This is a genomic window from Pedobacter cryoconitis (assembly GCF_014200595.1).
GTDB lineage: Bacteria > Bacteroidota > Bacteroidia > Sphingobacteriales > Sphingobacteriaceae > Pedobacter > Pedobacter cryoconitis_C.
The window spans coordinates 40,574-56,267 of the sequence record NZ_JACHCG010000004.1 but is presented as its reverse complement, the minus strand read 5'-3'; the positions used below and the strand labels follow the sequence as shown (position 1 = coordinate 56,267).

At 40.6% G+C, this 15,694-nt stretch carries 11 protein-coding genes; 6 read left to right on the top strand and 5 right to left on the bottom strand.

The window, feature by feature from the left end; genetic code table 11:
- Nucleotides 1–482: 482 nt before the first annotated feature.
- Entirely contained in the window at nt 483–2,384 is a 1,902-nt protein-coding gene (locus HDE70_RS19925; protein WP_183865761.1) for a class II glutamine amidotransferase, read from the top strand.
- Between the two features lie 160 nt (nt 2,385–2,544).
- On the opposite strand, the gene HDE70_RS19920 is transcribed toward HDE70_RS19925, so the two are convergent.
- Nucleotides 2,545–3,171, bottom strand: a complete 627-nt coding sequence (locus HDE70_RS19920; RefSeq protein WP_183865760.1) for a LysE family translocator — start codon at nt 3,169–3,171, stop codon at nt 2,545–2,547.
- A 217-nt stretch (nt 3,172–3,388) separates the two neighbouring features.
- Here HDE70_RS19920 and HDE70_RS19915 point away from each other — a divergent pair, with 217 nt between their 5' ends.
- Genes HDE70_RS19915 through HDE70_RS19895 form a run of 5 tightly spaced genes read left to right on the top strand, consistent with a single transcriptional unit; the run spans nt 3,389 to nt 9,383 of the window.
- Nucleotides 3,389–4,996, top strand: coding sequence for an MFS transporter (locus HDE70_RS19915; RefSeq protein ID WP_183865759.1), 1,608 nt, complete (start codon nt 3,389–3,391; stop codon nt 4,994–4,996).
- 4 nt (nt 4,997–5,000) lie between these two features.
- Complete coding sequence (locus HDE70_RS19910) at nt 5,001–5,453, top strand: deoxycytidylate deaminase (protein WP_260161479.1); 453 nt, start codon at nt 5,001–5,003, stop codon at nt 5,451–5,453.
- 8 nt (nt 5,454–5,461) lie between these two features.
- Entirely contained in the window at nt 5,462–6,991 is a 1,530-nt protein-coding gene (gene guaA / locus HDE70_RS19905; RefSeq protein WP_183891668.1) for a glutamine-hydrolyzing GMP synthase, read from the top strand.
- Nucleotides 6,948–8,183, top strand: a complete 1,236-nt coding sequence (locus tag HDE70_RS19900) for an ABC transporter substrate-binding protein (protein ID WP_183891667.1) — start codon at nt 6,948–6,950, stop codon at nt 8,181–8,183. Before guaA ends, HDE70_RS19900 begins: the two co-directional genes overlap by 44 nt.
- 33 nt (nt 8,184–8,216) lie before the next feature.
- Nucleotides 8,217–9,383, top strand: a complete 1,167-nt coding sequence (locus HDE70_RS19895; protein ID WP_183891666.1) for an RsmB/NOP family class I SAM-dependent RNA methyltransferase — start codon at nt 8,217–8,219, stop codon at nt 9,381–9,383.
- Nucleotides 9,384–9,459: 76 nt separating this feature from the next.
- On the opposite strand, the gene HDE70_RS19890 is transcribed toward HDE70_RS19895, so the two are convergent.
- The 4 genes from HDE70_RS19890 to HDE70_RS19875 all read right to left on the bottom strand — a co-directional run bounded on the left by HDE70_RS19890 (nt 9,460) and on the right by HDE70_RS19875 (nt 15,618).
- Nucleotides 9,460–10,026, bottom strand: a complete 567-nt coding sequence (locus HDE70_RS19890) for a MarC family protein (RefSeq protein ID WP_111636035.1) — start codon at nt 10,024–10,026, stop codon at nt 9,460–9,462.
- Between the two features lie 85 nt (nt 10,027–10,111).
- Nucleotides 10,112–11,596 (bottom strand): amino acid permease, encoded by a 1,485-nt coding sequence (locus HDE70_RS19885; protein ID WP_183865755.1) that lies wholly within the window; start codon nt 11,594–11,596, stop codon nt 10,112–10,114.
- Between the two features lie 174 nt (nt 11,597–11,770).
- A complete protein-coding gene (locus tag HDE70_RS19880) occupies nt 11,771–13,243 on the bottom strand; it encodes an amino acid permease (RefSeq protein ID WP_183865754.1) in 1,473 nt (490 codons plus the stop codon).
- Between the two features lie 122 nt (nt 13,244–13,365).
- Complete coding sequence (locus HDE70_RS19875; protein ID WP_183865753.1) at nt 13,366–15,618, bottom strand: sodium-translocating pyrophosphatase; 2,253 nt, start codon at nt 15,616–15,618, stop codon at nt 13,366–13,368.
- Between the last annotated feature and the right edge of the window lie 76 nt (nt 15,619–15,694).

Sequence of the window (15,694 nt, the reverse complement as noted above, 5' to 3'; positions counted from 1 at the left end):
GTTGTCCGCTATGCTTTTCCAGTATATTTCTCTGGCACGCTTCTCCGCAAAGTTTCTTCCTGATTTCTTTATCACGTTTCTCCGGTATGTTTCCAGTATATTTCTCCATTTAGTTTCTTCTTAATGTTTCTCAGCTATGCTTCTTCTTAATTTTCCGCCTATTAACACGCCAACAAACAGATGTCCGCAGAATAAAGTAAAGGCCGTCTCTAAAACTACAATCCTTTCTCACCACATGTATGTTTTTTACATTTTACCTATGTGGAATATGGGGGAAATAAAGTCATGCTAATGTGAAGAGCCTAAATTTTCTTTGCCCTCTTCGGGCCTAAGGAATTTCCAGCTCGAACATAGCCTGTCTTTATTTCCCCCATATCCTTTACATCACCCCCAAAAACATACATTTCGCTGATGAAAGAATGTATTTTTAGCTAGGTTCTGATTTTTATTAAAGGTAAATTTGCGGCTCAAACCACAAACAAATGAGTGACCAGATAAAACACGAGTGCGGAATTGCTTTTATCCGTCTTTTAAAACCTCTCTCATTCTACCAGGAAAAGTATGGTACAGCCCTTTACGGACTGAACAAACTATACCTTTTGATGGAGAAACAACACAACAGAGGGCAGGACGGCGCAGGAATTGCAACAATCAAATTAGATGTAAAACCAGGTCACCGGTACATCAGCCGTTACAGGTCGATGGCACAGAATGCCGTTGCAGATATCTTCGGATATGTACAGGGTAAATTTGCAGACATTCAAAATGAGACACCTGAACTCATGCAGGATGCAGAATGGCTGAAACAAAATGTGAGCTTCATAGGAGAGGTATTGTTAGGACACCTTCGCTACGGAACACATGGTCAGAACAGTATAGAGAACTGTCACCCCTTCCTTCGTCAGAACAACTGGATGACACGTAACCTTGTTATTGCAGGTAACTTCAACATGACTAACGTTGATGAATTACTAGAGCAATTATACGAACTCGGACAACACCCGAAAGAACAAGCTGATACCGTTACCGTATTAGAAAAAATCGGTCACTTCCTTGACGACGAGAATCAGGAACTTTTTGATACTTACAAAAAAGAAGGACTATCAAACGTAGAGATTACCGCTAAAATCTCTCAAAACCTGAACATCGCGAATATCCTTACCCGTTCAGCTAAAAACTGGGATGGTGGATATGCCATATCAGGAATCGTAGGAAACGGAGACGCATTTATTCTGCGTGACCCATCAGGAATCCGTCCCGCATACTTTTACCAGGATGATGAAATTGTTGTGGCAGCCTCAGAGCGTCCGGCAATTCAAACCGCATTTAACGTAGGCATTAACAGTGTTCAGGAAATTAAACCAGGACATGCGCTGATTGTTAAAAAAGACGGTACAGTAACACAGGAAATCTTCAGAGAACCACAGGAAAAAAGAGCATGTTCATTCGAACGTATTTATTTCTCCCGCGGAAGTGACGCAGATATCTATAAAGAAAGAAAACAATTAGGAAGACTACTGATTGACCAGATCCTGAATGCAGTAAACTCAGATCTGAAAAATACAGTTTTCTCTTTTATTCCAAATACTGCTGAAATCTCATTTTACGGTTTAGTAGAAGGCGTACACAAGCACATTAAGAAGATCCAGAAGGAGACACTTATTGAACGTAAAGAAACCCTGACAGACGCTGAACTTGATGAATTGCTGTCTATGGCTCCACGCGTAGAAAAGCTGGCTATCAAAGACGTTAAACTGCGTACTTTCATTACTGCTGACGCTGACCGTAAAGAAATGGTGGCGCACGTTTATGATACCACTTACGGTGTAATCAAAAACGATGTAGATACATTAGTTGCAGTTGATGACTCTATTGTAAGAGGAACAACACTGAAACAAAGTATTATCAAGATTATCGACAGGCTACACCCTAAGAAAATTATTATTGTTTCTTCAGCACCACAAATCCGTTACCCTGACTGTTACGGAATTGACATGTCGAAATTAGGTCAGTTCGTAGCCTTTGAAGCAGCCATACAGCTGTTAAAAGAACGCGGATTAGAACATATCATTGAAGAAGTATATCAAAAATGTAAAGCTTCTTTATTATTACCGAAAGAAGAAATTGTAAACCATGTAAAAGACATCTACAGACCTTTCAAACAGGAAGAGATCTCTGCACAGATTACAAAAATTATTACCCCTGCTGATACAGTTGCACAAGTAGAAGTAATTTACCAGACACTGGATAACTTACATATTGCTTGCCCTAATCATACAGGTGACTGGTATTTTTCAGGTAACTATCCAACCCCAGGTGGAAACAAAGTCGTTAACAAAGCTTTTGTGAACTGGAAAGAAGGAAGTAACCAGAGAGCTTACTAAGCAAGATTAAATTAAAACCCCGGTACTATCACCAGTACCGGGGTTTTTTATGAAATCATATTTTTCTCTGTGAAATTAGCTGATTTTTATTGTCGGATCCCATTTAAGTATTTGTGCCTACTGGAGAGCCTGCAGGAGTAGGGTGAAATCACCCTTTGTACTAACTGTAGTATTTGATCGCTACTTCGATAAACAATCTGATTGCGAAAATAATGATGACAGCACCCGCAATCCTGTTCAGGATCTTGATATTTTTTTCCTTAATCCGGTATCTTAATTTAGCAGCATAATACGTTTTAATAAAGTCTACGAAAAGCTGGGTACACATAGCTACTACGAAGAATACGACTTTTTCGGCCATCGCATAATGCAGCTGACCAGATACTATACCACCCACCATGATCCAGAACATTAAAGTAGTAGGGGATAACAGGCACATCAGAAATCCTTTAATGATATATCCGCGTTTGCGCACCTTTACAATTTCGGAAGTCTCATAATTGACCGTGACCTTGTTGATCAGGTAATACAGACCGACTCCCAAAAGGAAAAGACCTCCGATTATGCCGATGTATTGATTATAATCTGCATTATAATCCACAAACTGCGAACTGAAGATCGTTAGACTAATAAATATAATGTCACTTAAAATCACTCCGATGGCCAAAGAAAAACCAGCTTTAAAGCCTTTTTCAATGCTGGTTTTGATCATGGAAAAGAACACCGGGCCCGTTAAAAACGAAAACAAAATACCCGCACCAATCCCCTGTAATATTGCTTCAATCATTCAACTCACATATATTTGGCGCTAATATCTGATTTTAAAGTATAATACCGCCTATTTTTTTTGCTTCATTTATTGTATACACTATACACAATATTTTAATTATGTTTATGCCTTGTATTATCGACACTAAGTATTGATAATATCCTGACTATAATTATATGGAACAATCCTAAGCACAAGATAGTTTCAAACAACCAAAAAAAAACTTGCATAATCAATGGAAAACCAAAAACAACAAAACTATGGAACGGCGTTGTATTCGATCATCACCGTGTTCTTTTTCTGGGGCTTCGTGGCCGCATCGAATGGTATCTTTATACCTTTCTGTAAGTCACATTTCAACCTCACACAATTTGAATCTCAACTGATTGACTTTACGTTCTATGGCGGATACTTTATTGGTTCATTGATTTTATACTTTGCCTCTCAGGCAAGTAAAGTAGATATCCTAAACAAAATAGGTTACAAAAAAGGGATTATCCTTGGTTTGATTGTTTCTGCCGGTGGTGCCCTGTTAATGGTTCCTGCTGTTCATTCAGGATCATTCTTTTTCATTTTAATCGCCTTTTTCGTCATTGCAATAGGTTTCTCTTTACAGCAAACAGCGGCGCAACCATTTGTGGTGGCCCTGGGTGCGCCAGAAAGCGGAACACACCGCCTTAATCTTGCAGGTGGAGTAAATAACTTTGGTGGTTTGATGGGCCCGGTTATTGTGAGTCTGGTACTATTTGGTTCTGCAAGTGATGCAGTAGCAAAAACAGTAGAGATTTCTTCAATTACTACCTTATACTATGCCCTTTCAGGATTATTCTTATTAGTTGCTGGTTTCTATGCCATCACTAAATTACCTGAAGTAACCAGTAAAGAAACGATGGAAGCCAGTCCAAAATCAAACGGGCCGCTTTTAGTAATTATCCTTGGATTTTTAATGGTACTTGCAGCTAAACCGCTAGCTGGTTTAACGAACTTGCCTGAAGCAAACTTTGTATACTCTTCACTGGCTATTATTATCGGTGCATTGATCTTTGTACTGCTTAAAAAGAAAGAGAATGGAAATCAATGGGGTGCAATGCAATATCCTCAGCTGATTATGGGAATGATCGCAATCTTTACTTATGTAGGGGTTGAGGTAACGATCCAAAGTAATTTAGGTGCTTTACTTCACCTCAAAGAGTTTGGTGGCTTCCCTGAGTCTGCGATTAAACCTTATATAGCTTTATATTGGGGAAGTATGATGATTGGTCGTTGGACGGGGGCGGTGAGTGCCTTTAATTTATCAAAAATTACAAAGAACATATTAACTGTTGTTGTCCCTTTTGTAGCCTTTGGCGTGATTCTTTTAGTGAACCATTTTACAGGTACAGATGTAGGTAACTTATATATCTATGGTGTTTGTGTAGCGGTATTGATCGTAGGATTTTTCCTTGGTCAGGAGAAACCAGCTAAAACACTGGCTATTTTCGCCACGTTAGGCGTAATTTGTATGCTTGTTGGTTTAATGACTACAGGTGAGGTTGCGACATTTGCGTTTATCAGTGGTGGTTTATGCTGTTCAATTATGTGGCCTTCTATCTTTGCCTTATCAATTACAGGATTAGGTAAATATACAAGCCAGGGTTCATCATTCCTGATTATGATGATCTTAGGTGGTGCTATTTTACCACCGGTACAGGGACAATTAGCAGATACACATGGTATCCACCATTCTTATATTATCCCGTTGTTTGGGTTTGTTTACCTGATATTCTTTGCATGGAAAGTGAGTTCGGTATTGAAGAGACAAGGAATTGATGTTGAACATATCGAAGCAGAAGGGGGTCACTAATTTTATGACAGTTAAACCTGGTTTTAATGATATTTATATGAATCTGGCGGTAGATCTTGCCGCCAGATCTCATTGTGTAAGGGCACAGGTAGGTGCTGTATTGACAAAAGATACCCGGATCATTTCTATCGGGTATAACGGGCCGCCATCGGGTACACATAATTGTGATGAGGAATGGCCGGATACAGGCTGTGAAAAAGATTCCAGAGGGAGTTGTTCGCTAGCCTTGCATGCAGAAGAAAACGCGATTTTATATGCCTCCAGAAATGGGTCAAAGATTGAAGGATCAACATTATATACGACGCTTTCTCCTTGTATTGCGTGTGCACGATTAATCCTTTCGTCAGGGATAAAAGTTGTTTATTTTAAAGACTCTTATGCAGCTTACAAAGGGCTGCCGAGCGATGAGGGTGTGGATTTCTTAAAAAGATTCGGTGTTGAAGTGAATAAATACTAACTTTGGCCATGCTAGAAAAAATCATCATTATCGATTTTGGATCTCAATTCACACAATTGATAGCCCGCAGGGTGCGTGAGCTAAATGTTTATTGCGAAATACATCCATTTAATAATATTCCGGAAACCTTATCAGATGTTAAAGGTATTATCTTTTCAGGTAGCCCATACTCTGTGCGTCAGGAAGATGCACCTCAAATTGATTTAACACGCTTTCATCAGAAATTTCCGGTGCTGGCTGTTTGTTACGGTGCACAATATCTTGCACAGCATTCAGGCGGTGAAGTTCAGCCTTCTTCAACACGTGAATATGGAAGAGCAAATCTGAATTTCGTTCAGTCAACCAGTAAATTATTAAAAAATATAGATTTAAATTCTCAGGTCTGGATGTCACATGGTGATACCATTACTGTGGTTCCTGAAAATTTTGAGATCATAGCAAGTACTGACAGTGTAAAAGTTGCCGGTTTCCATGTAAAAAACTCGGATACTTATGCCATTCAGTTCCACCCTGAAGTAACACACAGCACGGATGGAAAACAATTACTGGAAAACTTCCTGGTAGATATTTGTGGTTGCAGCCAGAACTGGACTGCGGATGCTTTTGTTGAAACTACCATTGCTGCTTTGAAAGAGAAATTAGGCGACGATAAAGTTGTTTTAGGTCTTTCTGGTGGTGTGGATTCAAGTGTTGCAGCAATTCTTTTACACAAAGCTATCGGAACTAACCTCCACTGTATTTTTGTAGACAACGGCTTATTACGTAAAGATGAGTATGCTGCGGTTCTGGAACAATACAAACATTTAGGTTTAAATATTAAAGGTGTTGATGCAAAGGACCGTTTTTTAAGTCAGCTTGCTGGTATTAAAGATCCTGAGCTGAAACGTAAAGCTATAGGCCGTGTATTCATCGAAGTATTTGATGATGCAGCGCATGAAGTACAGGATGTAAAATGGCTTGCACAGGGTACAATCTATCCTGATGTCATTGAGTCAATTTCTGTAAAAGGCCCTTCAGCAACTATTAAATCTCACCATAACGTTGGTGGTTTACCAGATTTCATGAAACTTAAAGTCGTGGAACCTTTGAATACTTTATTTAAAGATGAAGTAAGAAGAGTAGGTAAGTCATTAGGTTTAGAAGCATTTATCTTAGGCCGTCACCCTTTCCCGGGACCAGGTTTAGCGATTCGTATTCTGGGTGATGTGACCGAAGAAAAAGTAGCTATCCTTCAGGAAGCTGACGCTATCTATATTAATAATCTTAAAGAGGCAGGTTTATACGACCAGGTTTGGCAGGCAGGAGCTATATTCCTTCCGGTTCAATCGGTAGGTGTAATGGGCGATGAACGTACTTACGAAAACGTAATCTGTCTTCGTGCTGTGGAATCTGTGGATGGGATGACTGCCGACTGGTGTCATTTGCCTTACCCGGTTCTTGCGAAAATTTCTAATGAAATCATCAATAAAGTCAAAGGTATTAATAGGGTCGTATATGATATTAGTTCAAAACCACCTGCAACGATTGAGTGGGAATAGATTCTGGTGTCTGCTATTTATTTGTTTCTGCCTGGCGGCCTGTTCGCCAAAGACCAGGACAAATAAGTCACCTAAAAAAGAAATCGGAAATAAAGAAGACAAAAAGGATGCAGCCTCAGAGAAGAAATTCACTGAGGCCAATATTTCTTTGCTGATCCCGCTTAACCTGAACAGTGCCAGAATTAAAGCTGGTAATAAAGCTGAAATGGAAAAGTCTGCGATGGCCATTGATTTTTATCAGGGCTTTAAAATGGGGATCGACTCTGCTGCCGCTGCCGGTATGAACTTTAAGGTAAAGGTGCTGGACACGCGTGATAATAATGTTCAGATTACTTCTTTACTGAAGTCGGGTCAGCTGGCAGGTACAAACTTAATTATCGGCCCTGTATTTCCTGATGGGGTTAAGTTTATTACCAATTATTCTATTGCCAATAATATTCCTGTGGTTTCGCCTCTGGCGGCTACACATCCTGATGAATTCAATAATCCAAACCTGATCTCTATTGTCAATAATATTGATCTGCATGCAGATAAAATTGGTGATTATATCAGAAGAGAGTATGATCCGGGAAAAGCAATAGTTGTGCTGATCAATCCAAAGAAATCCGCAGATGAAGTATTAGGCAATCCATTGCGTGATTATTTCCAGAAGGGCAGAGGTTCACGTTATATTTTTCAGGAGTATGCTTCTGTATTTGCCATGGAAACGAAAATGGTTCCCGGTAAACAATATGCGGTGCTGATTTCTTCGGCTGACAGGGCCTTTGTAGTAGGCAGCATAGATAAGCTGGCAAAGATGAAAACTGCGGGCAGCAATATTGAATTGTTTGGCCATCCGAACTGGGGCAAGCAAAATTATAATATAGAGAAATTACAGTTGCTGCGTACCAAAATTACCACTTCTTATTTTGTAGATTATAAGAGCCGGGATGTCATTAATTTTGTAAGAAAATACCGTCAGCTTAACAAGTTTGAGCCTGCGGAATACTCTTTTAAAGGATTTGATGTTGGGTTTTTCTTCGGGAAATTGTTCGCTGAGCATGGTGCTGGTTATCTGAAGCATCTGACGCAGGAGCATTATGACGGATTAGAAAACTCTTTCCGCTTTATCAAAGATGATAAACTGGGTTATATCAATACCAGTTTGTTCTTATTGGAATATAAAAACTTTGCATTAAACCCGATAGAATAAGGTTTAATCTACTGCTGAAACAATAAATACCGAATGAAATTAGAATATCAGATCCGTTCCTTTGAGGATGTCTTCAAGCAATATGATGGGGTTTTACCTTTGCACAGGTTCCTGTTTACTTATTTTAAACAGCACAAGCAAATGGGCTCGTCAGACAGACGCTGGGTAACCCGCTATCTGTATAGCTATTTCCGTTTGGGACAGGCACTGAAAAAAGAAAAGCAGTTATTACGCCTTGCCATCGCAGATTTCCTGTGTAATCAAACGGAGAGTCTGATGATCAATCATTACCTGCCTCAGTTTAAAGAGCAATTGTTATTACCGATACAGGCGAAGTTAAAACTTGTTGAAGATACTTTTCCGAAATTTAAGTTAACGGAGGTGTTTTCTTTTACGGCTGAATTGTCTGAAGGAATTGATACTACAGATTTCTTACAGTCATTTTTCATTCAGCCAGATTTGTTTCTGAGGATTAAGGCGGTACATCATAAAAAAATCTTCGATTTACTGGTTGCGGCAGAAGTAGCTGTGAAGGAAATCAGTGAAAAAACACTGGCTTTACCCAACGGAACGAAGCTGGAGAAACTGTTACCTGAAGATCAGTATTACCAGGTTCAGGATTTATCCTCTCAGAAAACGGGTGAATTCTTCGCTCCGCAGCCTTATGACTATTGGTGGGATTGTTGTGCCGCTTCTGGTGGAAAGTCTCTCCTGCTGCACGATATGCAGCCTAAAATAGAGTTGTTGGTGAGTGATGTCAGGGAGAACAGTCTGCATAACCTGGATGAACGCTTTGAAGCTGCCGGGATTAAGAAGTATCATAAAAAAGTACTGGATCTGTTGCAGAATAATGATCAGGACTTGCATGATTATGTGTTTGATGGGATCATCCTGGATGCACCTTGTACGGGATCAGGAACCTGGGGACGCACGCCGGAAATGCTTGTTCATTTTGATGCACATAAAATAGATTACTTCTCGAAGCTTCAGAAGAGCATTGCAGAACGGGTTGTAAAATATCTTAAAACGGGTAAACCATTACTTTACATCACCTGTTCGGTATTTAAGAAGGAGAATGAAGAGGTGATTGATTACCTGCTTGCTAATTTACCATTGACACTGGAAAGTATGCAGAGCATTACAGGTTACAATGATAAGGCCGATACGATGTTTATCGCAAGGCTGATTAAAAAAGATTAAGAGCTTTCAGTTTATATGATAAAAAAGGGTCTGTCTGAGATTTTCAGACAAACCCTTTTTTCTTATTAGAGGGAGATTATAATCCTGTATTACTTCTGAATAGCTTAATTGCAATAGCGAGCAAGATCACGCCAAATGCCTTTCTTAATACGTTTAAGCCTGATTTCCCAAATAGTTTTTCCAGACGTTCGGTATTCTTTAATACAAAATAGACGAATGTCATATTGATCAGGATACCTATAATTATATTTTGAGTATCATATTGGGTTTTAAGCGAAAGCAGGGTAGTCATTGTTCCTGCGCCTGCAATCAGCGGAAAGGCTAAAGGAACGATGGAAACTGTCTCGGGAGCATCTTCGTGAAACAAGGTAAGCCCTAACACCATTTCCATAGCGATACAAAAGATTACCAGGGAACCGGCAATAGCAAAAGATTGTACATCCAGCCCGATGATTTTTAACATAGTTTCTCCTGCAAAAAGGAAAATAATCATCAGTGAAGTGGCCACAATTGTCGCTTTTTCTGACTCAATATGACCTGCCTTCCTGCGAAGCTGAATCACCACGGGAATAGCACCTAAGATATCAATGATCGCAAACAAAACCATTGAGGTTGAGAGTATTTGACTTAGATTGAATTTCATGGTGTTTTTTGTGTAAATGTAAAATGAATAAAATAAAAAAGCCACTTATAAGTGGCTTTTTTATTTTATTCATTTTACAGAGTGCTTATTTTGGCAAGCTCTCATTATATTCATTTCTGATCTTACTATGTTTCTTACTGTAAGCGTAATAAATAACTACACCTAGAGCCATCCAGATCGCTAAACGTTCCCAGCTTACGATAGGCAGAGAAGCCATCATCAGTACACAAACCACGATACCCAAGATAGGGATCAAAGGAACCCATGGGGTACGGAATGGTCTTTCCAGTTCAGGATTGGTTTTTCTTAAAATCAATACGCCAATACAAACCAGTGAGAAGGCAAATAAAGTACCGATACTCACCATGTGACCTAAGTCTGAGACCGGCACAAAGCCTGTGAAGATACTTACGAAAACCATAAACACAAGGTTAGTTTTCCATGGAGTCTGGTTTTTAGGGTGAAGGTCTGAGAATATTTTAGGCAATAACCCATCTTTACTCATACTATAGAATACACGGCTCTGGCCTAATAACATCACCAGGATTACTGAGGTATAACCAGCAAGAATGGCAATCATTAAAAAGCGGTTTAAGAAGGTATATCCTGTTTGCGCGAAAGCCGTAGCAACTGGTTTGGCATCACCTGCAAATTTGGTGTAGTTTTCCAGTCCTGTCATCACGTAAGAGAACAATACATATAATAAAGTACAAACGATCAATGAACCGATAATACCAATTGGCATTCCTTTTTGTGGATTTTTAGCCTCCTGTGCTGCTGTACTTACGGCATCAAAACCGATAAAGGCAAAAAACACAACGCCTGCACCACGCAATACACCGCTAATACCAAAGTGTCCGAAGTCATCACTCGAAAAGAATTCCATGAATCCTCTTGTACCTGCTTTTACAGCGTCTTCACCTGGGTTAACCGGGATAAACGGATGGTGATTGGCTGGATTGATAAAGCTCCATCCTAAAATAATAAAGATTAATACTACGGCTACTTTTACAATAACCAAAACGTTATTGACAGAGGAAGAGTCTTTGGTACCTCTCATCAATAACAGAGATAACAAGCAAACAATAACAATTGCCGGTACATTGACAATTCCACCTTCCCATGGGCCATGTAACAGGTTTTGAGGGAAATGGATACCGAATTCTAACAGGAACTGAGAGAAATACTGTGACCAGCTGGAAGCAACGGTAGCCGCGCTTAATGCATATTCAAGGACTAAATCCCATCCTATGATCCAGGCCATAAATTCTCCCATAGTGGCATAGGAATAAGTATAAGCACTGCCGGCAACAGGAATCATCGAAGCAAATTCTGCATAGCAAAGACCTGCAAATCCACAACCAACTGCGGCGATGATGAAGGATAGTATTACCGCAGGGCCAGCATTATCTGCTGCTGCGATACCTGTAAGGGAGAATAATCCTGCACCAATAATAGCACCAACGCCTAAGGCAACTAAGTTGAAACTGGTTAAAGAACGTTTTAGCGTACCCTCACCACTTTCATTTGCCTCAGCTAATAGTTGTGGGATAGATTTTTTAAATAACATAAGTTAAAGGATAGTTTTAAGTTTTTTTGTTTTTAGGATAGGGTTAATTCAATTTCAAACCTAATTAAAATATATTTAAAAATAAAAGGGATTCTCGTTGAAAATCCCTTTTATTCAATATAATATATGGAGCAATCAAGGATTAACCTTGTGTCTGTCACCTACATAAAATATTTATCCTTTGTACGCATTTCTGATTTTACTGTGTTTTTTACTATAGGCCATGTAAATGATTACACCTAAGGCCATCCAGATTGCTAAACGTTCCCAGCTTACAATTGGTAGCGAAGCCATCATGAGTACACAAACAATAATACCCATAACAGGAACAAATGGAACCCATGGAGTACGGAAAGGTCTGTCCAGTTCAGGATCTGTTTTTCTTAAGATCAATACGCCGATACAAACTAATGAGAAAGCAAATAAAGTACCGATACTCACCATGTGACCTAAGTCTGAAACCGGCACAAAGCCTGCAAAAATACTAACGAAGATCATGAATGCCAGGTTGGTTTTCCACGGAGTCTGATTTTTAGGGTGAAGGTCTGAGAATACTTTAGGCAATAACCCATCTTTACTCATACTGTAGAACACACGGCTTTGTCCTAAGAGCAGTACCAGGATTACCGAGGTGTAACCAGCAAGAATCGCAATCATTAAAAAGCGGTTTAAGAAGGTGTAACCTGTTTGCGCGAAGGCCGTAGCAACTGGTTTGGCATCACCTGCAAATTTGGTGTAGTTTTCCAGTCCTGTCATCACATAAGAGAACAGTACATATAATAAGGTACATACAATCAATGAACCGATAATACCAATTGGCATTCCTTTTTGTGGGTTTTTAGCTTCCTGGGCTGCTGTACTTACGGCATCAAAACCGATAAAAGCAAAGAACACAACACCTGCACCACGCAAAATTCCACTTATACCGAAGTGCCCGAAGTCATCACTGGCAAAGAATTCAAAGAAACCTTTAGTGCCTGCTTTAACAGCTTCTTCACCTGGGTTAACCGGGATAAACGGGTGGTGATTGGCTGGGTTGATAAAGCTCCATCCTAAAACAATAAAGATCAGGACTACAGAAACTTTTACAATAACCAATACATTATTGACAGAGGAAGAATCTTTGGTACCCCTCATCAGCAGTAAGGATAATAAACAAACAATTATAATTGCTGGCAGGTTGACAATTCCACCTTCCCATGGTCCGTGTAACAGGCTCGTGGGGAAATGAATGCCAAATTCCAGCAGGAATTGAGAGAAGTATTGCGACCAGCTGGAGGCGACTGTAGCTGAACCTAATGCATATTCAAGAACTAAATCCCATCCGATAATCCAGGCCATAAATTCTCCCATAGTGGCATAAGAGTACGTATAGGCACTACCTGCAACTGGGATCATCGAAGCAAATTCTGCATAACAAAGACCTGCAAATCCACAACCAATTGCGGCAATGATGAAGGATAGGATTACCGCAGGTCCGGCATTATCTGCCGATGCGATACCTGTAAGGGAGAATAATCCTGCACCAATAATAGCACCGACACCTAAGGCTACCAGGTTGAAACTGGTTAGGGTACGCTTTAAAGTGCCCTCGCCACTCTCATTCGCTTCAGCCAATAGTTGTGGGATAGATTTTTTAAATAACATAGTAAGTTTGGTTGTTTGTTTTTTTATGGGTTAGTTCAAGACCAAACCTAATTAAAATATATTTAAAAATAAAAGGGATTTATTTTGAAAATCCCTTTTATTCAGAACAATATATGGATGGACTAGGGATGAATCAGGGTATCTGTCACATTTTTAACGGTATCGATCTTGATTTTTCCTTTGGAGTCAGTCGATTTACTGATTTGTATTTCTTTTCTGATCTCTGTTGTACCGGGGTTACTGATCCCTACGGCAATATGCGGGGCTATGATCAGTGAAACGATAGACATGAGTTTGATCAGGATATTCATGGATGGACCTGAAGTATCTTTGAATGGATCTCCTACGGTATCGCCGGTTACAGATGCTTTATGCGGATCTGATCCTTTATATTCCATTTTGCCTTCGATCATCACTCCTTTTTCAAAGGATTTCTTCGCGTTATCCCATGCACCGCCGGCATTGGATTGGAAAATCCCCATCAAAACGCCCGAAACGGTTACACCGGCAAGCAGGCCTCCGAGTACTTCGGGGCCAAAAGTAAAACCAACAATAACGGGTACGATTAAGGCAATGGCTCCGGGAAGCATCATTTCACGAATAGAGGCTTCGGTAGAAATGGCAACGCATTTTTCATATTCCGGTTTAGCTTTATATTCCATAATCCCCGGAATTTCTTTAAACTGTCTTCTCACTTCTTGTACCATGGCCATCGCTGCCCGGCCTACTGCGGCAATACAAAGTGACGAGAAGATGAAAGGAATCATGCCGCCTACGAACAGGCCTGCTAATACATTTGCTTTATAGATGTCAATAGAAGTGATGCCTGAAATTCCTGCGAAGGCAGCAAACAATGCAAGAGAAGTTAATGCTGCTGAGGCAATTGCAAATCCTTTTCCGGTAGCTGCGGTGGTATTCCCTACGGCGTCAAGCATGTCTGTACGTTCTCTGACTTCTTTTGGTAATCCGCTCATTTCTGCTATTCCTCCTGCGTTATCAGCAATTGGCCCAAAAGCATCAATAGCGAGCTGCATAGCTGTAGTGGCCATCATCCCGGCTGCGGCAATAGCGACGCCATAGAAGCCTGCAAAGGAATAAGAGGTATATATTCCGGCAGCGAGTACCAGGATAGGTAATACTGTGGATTCCATACCTACAGAAAGTCCGCCAATGATATTGGTCGCATGACCTGTAGAGGATTGCTGAATAATTGAGTTTACGGGACGGTTACCCATTGCAGTATAGTATTCTGTAATCAGGCTCATGAGTGTACCAACCGCTAAGCCGATTAGTATCGCGTAATAAACGGACATCTGAGTGAATTCAAATCCGCGGATTGACATCACCGGAGGCAACAACCAGCGAACGGCAAAGTAAGAGGCGATTGCGGTTAATATGATAGATAGCCAGTTCCCGATGTTTAACGCGCTTTGTACGCTATCTGTTTCTTTCTTGATTTTAACAAACAGGGAGGCTACGATTGAAAAGATTAATCCTAGTCCTGCAATCAGCATAGGTAAAAGTACTGGGGCCATACCTCCGAACAGGTCTTCAGAAACGATTTCCTGTCCTAATACCATGGTAGCTAAGATTGTAGCTACGTAAGAGCCGAATAAATCTGCGCCCATACCGGCTACGTCACCCACGTTATCTCCTACGTTATCTGCAATGGTTGCGGGGTTACGTACGTCATCTTCGGGGATTCCTGCTTCTACTTTTCCTACCAGATCGGCTCCAACGTCTGCTGCTTTGGTATAAATCCCTCCGCCAACTCTGGCAAAAAGGGCAATACTTTCTGCACCCAGGGAGAAACCTGCAAGTACTTCAATAGTCTTTTTTAATTCTGCTGAAGATTCCGGAGATCCGGGATGTACAAAGGTGTGGTAAAGAATGATGAACAGGGTGCCGAGGCCGAGAATGGCCAGGCCTGCAACACCAAATCCCATAACTGTCCCTCCTCTGAAGGAAACTTTTAGTGCTTGCGCCAAGCTTGTTCTGGCTGCCTGTGTGGTTCTGACATTGGCCTTTGTTGCGATGCGCATTCCTAAATAGCCTGCGAAGGCCGAAAATACTGCGCCAATGAGAAAGGCTACAGCTATAATGGGACTGGAGTGAATTGGGCTGGCAGCAGTGCCGGTAAGTGTCCCTGACCAGGCGAGTAAAATACCGGCGATGATCACAAAATAACTGAGTACTTTCCATTCTGCTTTCAAAAAGGCCATAGCACCGTCTGCTATATAACCTGCGAGTTCAGACATGTTTTTGTCTCCTGCTTCCTGCCGGGTCACCCAGGCACTTTGGAAGGCCATAACTAGTATCCCAACGAGGCCAAAAAGGGGGATGAAGTAAATTAAGTTCTGTTGTAGAAAAATCATATGTTGTTTAAATTTGGTTTCATAGGGCAGATGGCATGTTTGGCCGTTATACAAATTAAAGAGAGTTTCTGACATT